The following is a 12,784-nucleotide window of genomic DNA, read 5'->3' as shown; positions in this document are numbered from 1 at the left end:
ATGGATTTTAAACAGTACATCCGCGTCATCCCTGATTTCCCGCAGCCGGGCATTCGTTTTAAGGACATCACCACGCTGTTGAAAGATGGTCCTGCATACAAGGCAGCGATTGAAGAACTGGCCGCTTTTGCCCGAGAGCTTCAGATCGATGTGATCGCCGGACCGGAGGCGCGGGGGTTTGTCGTAGGGGCTCCGCTCTCCTATGCGCTGGGAGTGGGCTTTGTGCCGATTCGTAAATCTGGCAAGCTGCCGTATGAATCCATTAAGGCGGATTACAGCCTGGAGTACGGAAAAGATGCCCTGGCCGTTCACGTCGATGCGGTTCAGCCGGGGCAGCGCGTGCTGATCGCCGACGACCTGCTCGCCACCGGGGGCACGATCACCACGACGGTAAATCTGATAGAACAACTGGGCGGTAAAGTGGTCGGGGCTGCCTTCTTTATCGAATTGAGCTATCTCGAAGGCCGGAAAAAACTCGGGGATGTGCCGATCAAATCTCTTGTTCAATACTAAAAAACGGGCATTGGCCCGTTTTTTGCTAGTTTCAATCTTCTTCCATACTTTGTTCGGAGAATCACCTTTACAACACAACCGACTTACAAGATAATAGTATGAAATAGATACGCTTACTTTCCTCGTACAAGCTTGAGGCATAGTTGAAACATCTGAAGAAAACGTTGATTTTTCCACCCTTACAAGGTTTGGCTTTGGAACTTTCAGCTTTTTTTCACGAGAGGATAAGGGAAGGGAATTATGATAACGGGCATGGATGAGGTACTAAAAAAGGCGGGCAGTTACTTGTCCGAAAAAGACCTCGAGCTGATAACCCGAGCCTATCGGCTGGCGGAAAAAGCTCACGAGGGTCAGGTGCGCAAATCAGGCGTGCCCTATATCATGCATCCCATTGCCGTGGCGGGCATTCTCGCCGACCTGCACATGGATGCTGTGACGATTGCTGCCGGCTTGCTGCACGACGTCGTGGAAGATACCGAGATAACACTGGATCACCTTCGGGAAGAATTTGGGCAGGAAGTAGCCCTGCTTGTTGACGGGGTGACCAAGCTCGATAAAATCAAATACAAATCCAAGGAAGAACAGCTGGCGGAAAACCACCGCAAAATGTTGATCGCCATGGCGCAGGACATTCGCGTCATCATGATTAAACTGGCGGACCGCCTGCACAACATGCGCACCCTTCGCCACATGTCAGAGGAGAAGCAGCGCGAAATCTCCGACGAGACCCTGGAAATCTTCGCCCCACTCGCACATCGGCTGGGGATTGCGTCCGTTAAATGGGAGTTGGAAGACACGGCGCTTCGCTACCTGAATCCGCAGCAGTATTACCGCATTGTCAACCTGATGCAGAAAAAGCGTGCAGAGCGGGAAGAGTACCTGAACGAGGCGGCGCGGACCATCCAGGAAAAACTGAAGGAACTGCATGTGGAAGCCGAAATTTCCGGCCGCCCCAAGCACATTTACAGTATCTACAAAAAGATGACAACGCAGAACAAGCAGTTTAACGAGATTTACGATTTGCTTGCGCTGCGCATCATCGTCAACGATATTCGTGATTGCTATGCGGTTCTGGGGATCGTTCACACCTTGTGGAAACCGATGCCCGGCCGCTTCAAGGATTACATCGCCATGCCAAAAGCGAACATGTACCAATCCCTGCATACAACCGTGATCGGACCAAAGGGAGAGCCGCTGGAGGTACAGATCCGTACATGGGATATGCACCGGACCGCGGAGATCGGGATCGCTGCTCACTGGGCCTACAAGGAAGGCAAGAGCGTGGTGCAGGGGACGTTTGCCGAGAAGCTGGGCAATCTCCGGGAAATCATTCAGGGCGGCCAGGAAGAGGCGCCGAATGCCCAGGAGTTTATGGAGTCGCTGAAGCAGGATCTCTTCTCTGATATGGTGTTTGTCTTTACGCCCAAAGGGGATGTCGTCGAGCTGCCAAAAGGCTCCGTTCCCCTTGACTTCGCCTATCGGATTCACTCGGCCGTGGGCAACCGCACGATTGGAGCCAAAGTAAACGGAAAAATCGTGCCGCTCGATTACCCTCTGAAAACAGGGGATATCGTCGAAATCCTTACCTCCAAGCATTCGTACGGCCCTAGCCAGGACTGGTTGAAAATCGCCAAGTCTGCTCATGCCCGCAACAAAATCAAACAGTGGTTTAAAAAAGAGAAACGGGAAGAAAACGTCGCCAAAGGCCAGCATATGATCGAGATGGAGATCAAATCCCGCGGCTTTGACGTCAAGGAAGTGCTGACGGAAGAAAACATTCAGGACGCAGCGGCCAAATTTAACTTCCAGGGACAGGAAGACATGTTTGCCGCTGTCGGCTACGGCGGGCTGACGGCAGCGCAGATCGTCACCCGCCTGACGGAAAAACTGCGGCGTGAACGGGAAGAGCAGCAGCCGGTCGTGCCGGAGTTCAAGCCGACGCCCCCGTCCACTGGCCGAAGCGAATCCGGTGTCAAGGTGCGGGGCGTGGATAACTTGCTTGTGCGCATCTCCCGCTGCTGCAGGCCGGTGCCGGGCGATCAGATCATCGGATTTATCACGCGCGGCCGCGGTGTTTCCGTACACCGCCTCGATTGCCCCAACGTAATGACGGAAGAATGCAGCGAACGGCTGATCGACGTGGATTGGGAAGGCGACCTGAAGCACAACTACAATGTGGATATAGAAATCACCGGGCATGACCGGAGCGGACTGTTAAACGACGTGCTGCAGGTTGTGGGTGAGACCAAAACCAATATCTCCGCTGTCAGCGGCAAAGCAGACAAAAACCGTGTGGCCACCATCCACATGACGATTTCCATCAGCAATGTGGACCACCTGCAAAAAGTGGTGGAACGCATCAAGCGAATAAAAGATATTTATTCGGTTCGCCGAATTTTAAGCACCTGATTCACAGCAATTGGGTGCTGCTTCATTTGTACGAAGGGAGAAAGCCGGTTTATGCGTGTCATCGTTCAGCGATCGAAGGAAGCGAGCGTCACTGTAGCAGGAGAAGTAGTCGGGCAGATCGAACACGGGCTGGTGCTGTTGGTTGGCATCACGCACGAGGATACCGAAAAAGAGGTTGAATTTGTCGCGGACAAGATCGCCCACTTGCGAATCTTCGAAGACTCAGAGGGAAAAATGAACCACTCGGTACTGGAAAAGGGCGGACAGATATTGTCCATCTCCCAGTTTACGCTGTATGGCGACTGCCGCAAGGGACGGCGCCCCAACTTCATGGCGGCGGCCCGTCCTGAGCAAGCAGAGCCGTTGTACAACCTGTTCAATGAAAAACTGCGCGAGAAAGGATTGCGGGTCGAGACGGGGGTATTTGGCGCCATGATGGACGTCAGCCTGGTGAACCACGGTCCTGTTACGCTCATTGTCGAATCATAAATCGGGAGATGCTCTCCCGATTTTTTTGTCACGTTTGTTCCGCCGCTGTTGGTTTCATCTTAAACAGCGGGATCAAGACGAACATTCCCAGCAGAAACAGCAAGCCTGCTGCCTCGAAAACCGTTACGAGCGAAAGTGCTGCCTTCAGCCACCCCGCCGTACTTATGGCCAGGACCATCATGCCCATGAACAGCGGGTTGAGCACGCCGTTTACACGCCCCACATACGCTTCTTCGCTCGCTTGCAGAATCATCGTGTTCACACCGATGTGGATGCAGGGAAAGAACAGACCGCTCACAAACTCAAACGCCAAGGTCAACCACAGGTTGGTTGAAAGGCCGATCCCGCAGACGGAGACAGCGCTCGCAAGCATGCCAAGCGCCAGCAACTTCTGGGGGGACACCTTTTTCGAGATGCCCACGACCAGTCCGCCGCCGATCAGCATTGCGGCACCGTTAACCATCATCAGCCACTGCACGTACTCTTTCGGCAGCCCAAGCCGCTCCATTACGATGAACACAACCAGCGGCTGCATCAGGCCTACCGCCAGGCCGGCTATGGCAAAGACCGCGCCAAGTGAGCGAAGCATCGGTCTGGCCCATACATAGCGAAATCCGTCAATCAGTTCCTGCCAGAAGGAAGAGTCCGTTTTGTCCTTGGCTTCCTTGTCATCAGCAGGTAGAAAGGTCAGCACGCCGGCGGAGAGCAAAAAGGCTACTCCCATGACGCCAATCGCAGTATGGATGCCGAACGATTGATAGACGAATGTACCCAGAATCGGTCCGATAATCATGAAGATCGCCATCAGAGTCTGAAACATCGCCATGCCCGACTGCAGTTGTTCTTCGGGGACATGCTGCTTGAACAGCTTCATCGCCGACGGCTGGGAAAACTGCGATAGAATGGCCGATACCAGCGTGGCAAAGAAAACAGCTTTCCACGTACCCGCCAACAGGGTAAGCAGCACGACAAAGACGGACAAAGCGCTCAGCACGTCGCACCAGACCATGGTTCGCTTCGGACGCCAGCGGTCTGCGAAGGTGCCGCCAACAAAGGAAAACAGAAAAATCGGGGCGAACTCTGCCACTGAAATGAGGGAAACGGCAAACGGGTCATTATTTGTCTGTTCCATGACGAACAAGAGGATGGCAAAGTTGCGTACCCAAATGCCAATTTGAAGAAAAACACCGGAGAGCAGGATCGATCGGATGAACGTGTTGCGGAATAAACCGGCCTGAGATGGGGATGTCATTTTGTCCACTCCTTTTCACAAACATACGTTTGTATGTGGCGCCATTCATCATACTACTTTATTGTGAATTGATTGTCAATTTTTACCTTTTTCTTCCACGAAAAAAAGCACCAAATCGGTGCTTTTTTCCTACTGTGCCCCTGTTTGTGGCTTCAGAGAAGCAAAATATTGCAAAAGTCCCTTGTACAGCCCTTCTGCGGCCAGATCCTGCTGCTTGGCGGAGCGCAGGCGGATTTCATCATTGTAATTGGAGAGAAAGCCGATTTCCGCCAGGATCGATACGACGGGATTTTCCCGCAGAACAAAGTAATTGCCGAAACGGGACTGCAGATCCTTGTAGTTCGTGGCCTTGACGATCTCGTTCTGGACAAGTGAGGCCAGTTTGCTGGAGTTGCCCTTGTTGTAGTAGAAGACAATCGTGCCGTTCGTCATCGTATTTGGGTGCGTGTTGTGATGGATGCTGACGAAGACATCCGCCTTGTTCTGTATAGCGGTGTCCACCCGCTGCTGCAGCGTCAGTTTGCGGTCGTCGCTTCGGGTCATGATCACTTTCGCGCCAGCTGCCTCCAACTTGTTGCGGAGCATGAGGGCGACCTGCAGATTGATGGTTTTTTCCAAGGTGGAAAAGCTGGAGCCGGTGGCACCGTTGTCATTTCCGCCGTGCCCCGCGTCGACGACGATGATTTTCCCGACCAGCTCGTTGCCTCTTACTACGGGTGCAACACCGTCTGCTTCGACCAGCCAGCCGGCCACATAGCCTGTTTTCCCATCGGACAGGCGGATTTGGAACCAATCGTCCTCCTGTTTAACGATAGCGAAACGCTCCCCGTTTTGAACCCGAGTCACGATATCATAGGTGGTTCCGGGGCCGGAGCGGACGTTGGTATCCGGATTGAGAATCGTAAGCATGGCTTGTGCCGGCACGTCTTCGGATTGTTTGTTGACCTCGAGCAGCCAACCGGCGACCCAACCGGTGCGTCCGTCCGGCGTCTTCACCTGATACCAGTCTCCCTGGTTTTGAAGCAGCTCCAGCGTGGTTCCCTGGGACAAGCTGCCCAAAATCGTACTCGTGGTATTGGCTTCACTTCTCAGATTGAGCGAAGCGGATTTGACGGTCGCCGTCGCAGTTTGCACAGGAGGAGCGGGTGAAGCGGGAGGGGCCGTTACATCCGGCGTTGGCTCCGGCTGCGGGGGCGGATTGCTGCCCGAATCCGGCAGGCGAATCCATGCGTTTACTCCTCCATAGGGAAATTGAATCCAGCCGTTCGTCTGACTTAGTTTTTCAATCGCAGTCCCCGCCTGCAGTTGTCCGATCGCCGGGAGATTTTCGTTTGGCTCCGGATAAACATAAGGTGAGAAATCAAGTGTCAGCGTGTTGGCCACCGGGGCGCTTTGAGTGTCCTCAGCAGTTGGTGGAGACGGTTGCGAGGAACTGTGCTCGGTAACCAACCAACCGGCCACCCAGCCTTTCTGCTGAGCGGAAAGCTGAATCTGCACCCACTGCGCGCTCTTTTGCAGGACAGGATATTTGGTGTTCGGACTGATCGTTTGGACGACGGGAAACGTCAGACTGGGCCCTGAACGTACGTTGAGGTTCTCTATTTGACTTTCGATCTGAGAAGCCGCCGCGGAGCTGCCGCTCGGCTTAACCAGCCAGTTGGCCAGCCACCCTTTTCTTCCATCCGGGAGTTGAACCTGTACCCAGTTGTCTTTTTCTGCGATTACCGGCAGAACGGTCTTTGCTGGAAGTGTCGTCAGGACGGAGTCGTTGAGACTGGGGCCGCTGCGCACGTTCAGCTTGTCCACTGCCACCTGAACCGAGCTGACCGAGCCGGCAGCTTGGCTTGCGATCGGCAGGGAGACGAGGCACACAACAGTCAGGAGTGTCCGCAATAGTTGCTTGGAAGAGTACACGTTTGACATCCTTTCCGAGGTTATGATCGGCATTCGAGACAGTTACTTGGAAAAGGGTTCGGGGCCCCGCCCGGCGAAGCGCTGGCTACGCCCGGGTGGGTATTACAGCCACTAGGAAAGTGTTCGGGGCCCCAGCCGACACCAGCGTTAGCTTAAGTCGGCTGGGTTTTCTTAGTGTATAAGAATTTATAAATTTGGACATCCCATACAGCCGCTAGAAAAGTGCTCGGGGCCCCGCCCGGCGAAGCGTTAGCTAATGCCGGGTGGGTTTTTTTACATCTTTTTTCCAACATATGTACATTCGCTTCGTACAAGCATTTTCCTGCAACGATCGACAAATCTCCTCATGCAATCCGGCAAAATCGGCAATAATAGGAGACAGATACATGTTTCGTCTGAGAAGGAGCTGGAATCCATGAGGCAGTCAAACAAGGAGACATTCGCACAGGAGGCGAACCGACGTCTGTTTTCCGTTGATTTTCATGATTTTTTGGAGAAGGAATCCACGCTGAACGATGTGGAGATGTCGCAGGAGTTTCACATCAGCGTCCGCGACGTTCAGCAGCTCCGCCGCAAGGTGAGACGATAGAGGCTTCGTTGCTGATTTGAGAGCGGTGGCGCTGTTGACCGGGCTTTTCAGGTTGGGTAAGATGAAGGGTGGCATACTGAAAAGCAGGTGAACTGATGATACAAGTGAAGTGCGAAGGCCATTCCTTCGAGCGGGAGATCGGCTTGATCCTCGCCTTGTTTTACGAAGATCCCGAGATTGCCTATGTACAAGAGTGGAATAACCCAGACGATATACGCCTCGTATTGACAATCAGCGAGCAGTCAGACGGCGTGCATGCGCGAGGAGAACTGTTGTCAAACGGGCAGAAAATGACATACAGCTATGTTCGTCCGTTCGTTGGACGGGATGAAAAGGCGATGCGCAAAACAGCCAAACAGGCGGTCAGCTACACCCTGCTGATGCTGATGGAGAAGTTTACTGGCATCGAACAGGGATGGGGGATCCTGACCGGCATTCGTCCGACCAAGCTGCTTCATCAGCTTCTCTCTTCGGGTAAGAGCAGGGAAGAGGCTCACGAACTGCTGATTCGGGATTACATGGTGCGTCCCTACAAACTGGAGCTCTTGCAGCGGATTGTCGACCGGCAACTGCTGGTGGTTCCGGACCTGTATCAGATTGACCGCGAACTGTCCGTCTACATCGGGATTCCGTTTTGCCCCACAAAATGCGCCTACTGCACATTTCCCGCCTACGCAATCCGCAGCCACACAGCCTCCGTCAATCCGTTTCTGGAGGGGCTGCACTACGAGATTGAAAAAACGGGGGAGTGGTTAAAACGGCATGACATGCGCATCACCTCCATTTACTTTGGGGGAGGGACGCCAACCAGCATTACGGCGGATGATCTCGACCGGTTGTTTGTAACGCTGCACCAATCGTTTCCCAATATGGATCAAGTGCGCGAGCTGACCGTGGAGGCGGGTCGTCCCGACACGATTACGCCGGAGAAGCTGTCGGTCATGAAGCGTTGGAATGTGGACCGAATCAGCATCAACCCGCAGTCATTCACACAGGAGACGTTACATGCAATCGGCCGTCACCACACAGTGGAAGAGACGATTGAAAAATATCACCTGGCCATGGAAATGGGATTGACCAATATCAACATGGATTTGATCATCGGATTGCCCAATGAAGGACTGGCCGAGTTGGAGCACAGCCTGGAAGCAGTGGAAAAGCTGATGCCGGCTTCGCTGACGGTGCACACGCTGTCGTTCAAGCGTGCGTCCGAAATGACCCAGAACAAGGAGCGCTACAAGGTGGCGAGCCGGGAAGAGATTCGGCAGATGATGGACCTGGCCTCCCGCTGGACGGCGCAGCATGGATATCTGCCCTACTATCTCTACCGCCAGAAAAACATTCTCGGCAACCTGGAAAACGTGGGCTACGCCCTGCAAGGGCAGGAGAGCATCTACAACATCATGATCATGGAAGAGGTGCAAACCATCCTCGGACTGGGCTGCGGTGCCGTCTCCAAATTGATGGCGCCGGGATCCGGCAAGCTGACCCGCTGGCCAAACCCCAAAGACCCGAAAACCTACAACGAAACCTATAAACAGTTGGTAGAAGAAAAGCTGCGGGACCTCGATCAGATCTATTTTGGCAGCACGTTCGCTTCTAGGAGCTGACCGGCGGAAAAACTTTTACTATCGCGAGAGTTGACGCCGCTATCTCCGGTTTGCTATGATTCTCATTAAGCTTTCCAATGGACTTTGATCTGATGACGGGAACAAGTACCCAGGAACCGCATGGACAAGAGAGAAAGTGCCGCGGCTGAGAGCACTTTTCTATGACGACTTGGCGAATGACCTCCCCGAAGACCCCAGTGAACGGAATGATTATTTGAAAAGGAGGACAAACAGAACCGAGCAGTTTGAGGAGCGGAAGGAACGAGCGGCGGAACGTAGACTGACCTACGTGAGCAGCGGAGGGACGACGCGACGAAGAAATGCGACGGTAATGTTTCCCGGACTTTTCAAATTACCTCTCAGTAACTGTCAGGCGCAGGCCGGCGTTATGGCACGAAAGTGGGATTGTGCCTATTTTATCAGGGCAATCCAAGCAGGGTGGCACCACGGGAGACATCTCTCGTCCCTGACATGACGGCTTATCGTTATGTCAGGCGGCGGGAGTTTTTTATTTTCTCAAGAGAAGTTTTTATGTAAAAACGCATGGAGGTTAGAACATGGCTAAGATCCAAATCCCCCGCGGTACGCAGGACATCATGCCGGGTACCGTGGAACTGTGGCACTACGTGGAAGCAAAGGCTCGCGATCTCTGCCGCCGTTACAACTACCACGAAATTCGCACGCCGCTGTTTGAACACACCGAGCTGTTTCAGCGCGGTGTAGGAGAGACGACAGACATCGTCGAGAAGGAAATGTACAGTGTCACCAATCCGCGCTCAAGCGATGAGCTGACACTTCGTCCGGAGGGAACGGCGGGTGTGGTTCGCGCCTATGTGGAACACAAGCTGTACGGCTCTCCCAACCAGCCTGTAAAACTGTACTATCTCGGGCCGATGTTCCGGCACGAGCGTCCGCAGGCGGGGCGTTACCGTCAATTCGTCCAGTTCGGCGTGGAGGCGATCGGCTCCAGCGATCCGGCGATTGACGCGGAAGTGATTGCGGTCGCCATCCGACTCTATCAGGAACTGGGACTGACGGGCCTTAGCGTGGAGCTGAACAGTGTGGGTACAGTAGAGGATCGAGCGAATCACCGCACTCACCTGCTGGCGCACCTGAACGGCGTCCGCACACAGCTGTGCGGGGACTGCCAGTCGCGTATCGACCGCAATCCGCTGCGCGTGCTGGACTGCAAGAACGAGAAGTGCCGTTCTTTGACCAAGGATGCCCCATCCATTCTCGATTACTTGAGCGAAGAATCGGCTGCCCACTTTGAAGCCGTGCAAAAGTATCTTACTGCGTTGAACATTCCGTTTACGGTCAATCCCCGCCTGGTACGCGGCCTCGACTATTACACGCTGACTGCCTTTGAAATCAAGATGGCGGAAATTGGAGCGGTTGAGACCCTGTGCGGCGGAGGCCGATACAACGGACTGGTGGCTGAACTGGGCGGTGAGGACATGCCGGGAATCGGCTTTGCCCTCAGTATCGAACGGCTGCTGTTGGCCCTGGAAAAGCAAGGTATTCAGCTGCCGATTACAAGCGGCATTGACTGCTACCTCGTGATTCAGACGCCAGAGGCAAAAGATCAGGCGTTTATCCTGCTGGATCAACTGCGCCAGGCCGGCGTATCGGCAGAAATGGACTACCTCGACCGCAAAATGAAGGCGCAGCTGAAGGCGGCAGACCGTCTGGCTGCCCGTTATACGGCCATTATCGGGGAAACGGAACTGGCCAACGGCACGGTCGTGCTGAAAGAAATGGCGACCGGCGAACAGCGGGAACTGGCGGCAAGTGAACTGGTTAACGCGCTGGCCGCATCCGATAAAAAATAGAGAAGAGTGGAGGAAACAAACAATGGCATGGCAATACCGCGACGTATTTTGTGGTGAAGTAAGCAAGGAACACATCGGGCAAGAGATTACCCTAAACGGATGGGTGCAAAAGCGCCGCGACCTGGGCGGCGTCATCTTCATCGACCTGCGCGACAGAAGCGGAATTGTGCAGATCGTGTTCAACCCGGAGTACAACAAGGCAGCATGGGAGATCGCGGACAAAGCACGCAGCGAGTACGTCATTTCCGTCACCGGCAAAGTGGTTGCGCGCGCTCCTGAAGCAGTAAACCCGAAACTGAAGACTGGGGAAGTAGAAGTACACGTCTCTCTGATCACGATATTGAACGAAGCAAAAACACCGCCGTTTCAAATTGAAGACGACATCGATGTGGACGAGCAAATTCGCTTGAAATACCGTTACCTCGACCTGCGCCGTCCAGAGATGCAGCGGACGTTCATCCTGCGCAGCAAAGCGACCAAAGCGTTTCGCGACTTCCTCGACAGCAAAGGCTTCCTGGAAGTGGAGACACCGATGCTCACCAAAAGCACGCCGGAAGGAGCGCGTGACTATCTGGTGCCATCCCGCGTCCATCCCGGCGAGTTTTACGCCCTGCCGCAATCCCCGCAGCTGTTCAAGCAGCTGTTGATGGTATCCGGCTTTGAGCGTTACTATCAAATTGTCCGCTGCTTCCGCGACGAGGACCTGCGCGCAGACCGTCAGCCGGAGTTTACCCAGGTGGACATCGAGACCTCCTTCCTGTCGATGGAGGAACTGCTGCCGATGATGGAGCAAATGGTCGCCCACGTGTTTAAGGAGACCATTGGAGTAGAGGTTCCGACACCGTTTCCGCGGCTGACATATGCGGAAGCGATGGACCGCTACGGCTCCGACAAGCCGGACGTCCGCTTCGGAATGGAGCTGGTTGACGTCTCCGATCTGGTTGCCAACAGCGACTTTAAAGTGTTCGCCAGTGCGGTAGCGAGCGGCGGACAGGTTAAAGCGATCAACGCAAAGGGCTGCGGCCATTATTCCCGCAAGGAAGCGGACGATCTTGGCAAGTTCGTATCCCGTTACGGTGCGAAGGGGCTGGCCTGGATCGGCTTCAAGGAAGGCGAAGTCAAGGGACCGATCGCGAAATTCTTTACGGAAGAGGAACTGGGCACACTAAAACAGCGCCTGGGAGCAGAGGAGGGCGACCTGCTGCTGTTCGTTGCGGATAAGCCGAAAGTGGTCGCCGATGCACTGGGAGCGCTGCGTTCCAAGTTGGGTGCCGAGCTGGGCTTGATCGATCACAACCAGTTCGCCTTCCTCTGGGTCGTCGACTTCCCGCTGGTGGAGTGGGACGAAGAAGCGCGACGCTACGTGGCGCTGCACCATCCATTTACCCGTCCGAAAGACGAGGATCTGCACCTGTTCGATACCAACCCGGGCCAAATGCGCGCCCAAGCGTACGACATGGTGTTGAACGGTTACGAGCTGGGCGGCGGTTCGATGCGGATTTACCAGCGTGATGTCCAGGAAAAAATGTTCAAGGCGCTTGGCCTTTCGCAGGAAGAGGCGCGTGAAAAATTCGGCTTCCTGCTTGACGCTTTCGATTACGGAACACCTCCGCACGGCGGAATCGCCCTTGGGTTGGATCGCCTCGTGATGCTTCTCGCCGGACGCAACAACCTGCGCGAGGTCATTGCCTTCCCGAAAACGGCAAGCGCAAGCGACCTGATGGTGGACGCTCCGGGGCAGGTGGACATCGCGCAGCTTTTAGAGCTGCACATTGCCACGACGGCAAAGCCGGAGGACAACAAGCAGTAAACTTGCATCTCCCAACCCGGTTTTGATACGATATGGATACCGAAAAGCAAAGCCCTGCGATGTACGTGACATCCAATAGTTTTGAGCCACAAACTCTTTTAGGGAGTTTCCCGTCCGCAGCTGCGAAGACATGCCTCCATCGAGTGGACGTCTGAGGCGGCTCGGCAAAACACCCACCTGCTAGCGCAGGTTCAAAACTGAGGAGCAACACGGCATAATGGGGCTCCTTTTTACGTCTGCAATCCTACTTTTCCGATTGCCATTATCATATGGCGGGTGTTTAAAAAGGAGGACAAACAGGGCCAAGGTCGGCTAAAAACGCCAACGTCCTGTTGGCAGCGCCGACACTAGCACATCCTGTGCGGC

9 protein-coding genes and 1 other RNA gene are annotated in these 12,784 nt (G+C 54.4%); 8 read left to right on the top strand and 2 right to left on the bottom strand.

Annotated elements, in window-relative coordinates; genetic code table 11:
* The 3 genes from ACE99V_RS04515 to dtd all read left to right on the top strand — a co-directional run bounded on the left by ACE99V_RS04515 (position 1) and on the right by dtd (position 3,411).
* A complete protein-coding gene (locus ACE99V_RS04515) occupies positions 1-513 on the top strand; it encodes an adenine phosphoribosyltransferase (RefSeq protein ID WP_400489844.1) in 513 nt (170 codons plus the stop codon).
* Between the two features lie 240 nt (positions 514-753).
* Positions 754-2,922 (top strand): RelA/SpoT family protein, encoded by a 2,169-nt coding sequence (locus ACE99V_RS04510; protein ID WP_400489843.1) that lies wholly within the window; start codon positions 754-756, stop codon positions 2,920-2,922.
* 51 nt (positions 2,923-2,973) lie between these two features.
* Positions 2,974-3,411: a D-aminoacyl-tRNA deacylase gene (dtd, locus tag ACE99V_RS04505; protein WP_400489842.1), complete on the top strand. Its 438-nt coding sequence runs from the start codon at positions 2,974-2,976 to the stop codon at positions 3,409-3,411.
* Positions 3,412-3,439: 28 nt separating this feature from the next.
* Here dtd and ACE99V_RS04500 read toward each other — a convergent pair whose 3' ends face one another.
* Both ACE99V_RS04500 and ACE99V_RS04495 read right to left on the bottom strand, forming a co-directional pair.
* A complete protein-coding gene (locus ACE99V_RS04500) occupies positions 3,440-4,663 on the bottom strand; it encodes an MFS transporter (protein WP_400489841.1) in 1,224 nt (407 codons plus the stop codon).
* A 129-nt stretch (positions 4,664-4,792) separates the two neighbouring features.
* Complete coding sequence (locus ACE99V_RS04495) at positions 4,793-6,586, bottom strand: N-acetylmuramoyl-L-alanine amidase family protein (RefSeq protein ID WP_400489840.1); 1,794 nt, start codon at positions 6,584-6,586, stop codon at positions 4,793-4,795.
* Positions 6,587-6,992: 406 nt separating this feature from the next.
* On the opposite strand from ACE99V_RS04495, the gene ACE99V_RS04490 reads away from it, so the two are divergent.
* The 5 genes from ACE99V_RS04490 to ssrS all read left to right on the top strand — a co-directional run bounded on the left by ACE99V_RS04490 (position 6,993) and on the right by ssrS (position 12,646).
* Positions 6,993-7,166: a hypothetical protein gene (locus tag ACE99V_RS04490; protein WP_400489839.1), complete on the top strand. Its 174-nt coding sequence runs from the start codon at positions 6,993-6,995 to the stop codon at positions 7,164-7,166.
* Positions 7,167-7,261: 95 nt separating this feature from the next.
* The gene (locus tag ACE99V_RS04485; RefSeq protein WP_400489838.1) at positions 7,262-8,776 is read left to right on the top strand and encodes a coproporphyrinogen III oxidase; all 1,515 of its coding nucleotides are present in this window, start codon (positions 7,262-7,264) and stop codon (positions 8,774-8,776) included.
* A gap of 557 nt (positions 8,777-9,333) precedes the next feature.
* Positions 9,334-10,608 carry a histidine--tRNA ligase gene (gene hisS, locus ACE99V_RS04480; RefSeq protein WP_400489837.1) on the top strand — a complete coding sequence of 425 codons (1,275 nt, stop codon included), beginning with the start codon at positions 9,334-9,336 and terminating at the stop codon, positions 10,606-10,608.
* Between the two features lie 22 nt (positions 10,609-10,630).
* Positions 10,631-12,418 (top strand): aspartate--tRNA ligase, encoded by a 1,788-nt coding sequence (aspS, locus tag ACE99V_RS04475; RefSeq protein ID WP_400489836.1) that lies wholly within the window; start codon positions 10,631-10,633, stop codon positions 12,416-12,418.
* 48 nt (positions 12,419-12,466) lie between these two features.
* Positions 12,467-12,646: non-coding RNA, 6S RNA (gene ssrS / locus ACE99V_RS04470), on the top strand.
* Positions 12,647-12,784: the final 138 nt, after the last annotated feature.

It is taken from the genome of Brevibacillus soli (assembly GCF_044759095.2).
Taxonomy (GTDB): Bacteria; Bacillota; Bacilli; order Brevibacillales; family Brevibacillaceae; genus JBIYSM02.
The sequence above is the reverse complement of the archived record's forward strand: the minus strand, read 5'-3'. Positions and strand labels throughout refer to the sequence as shown.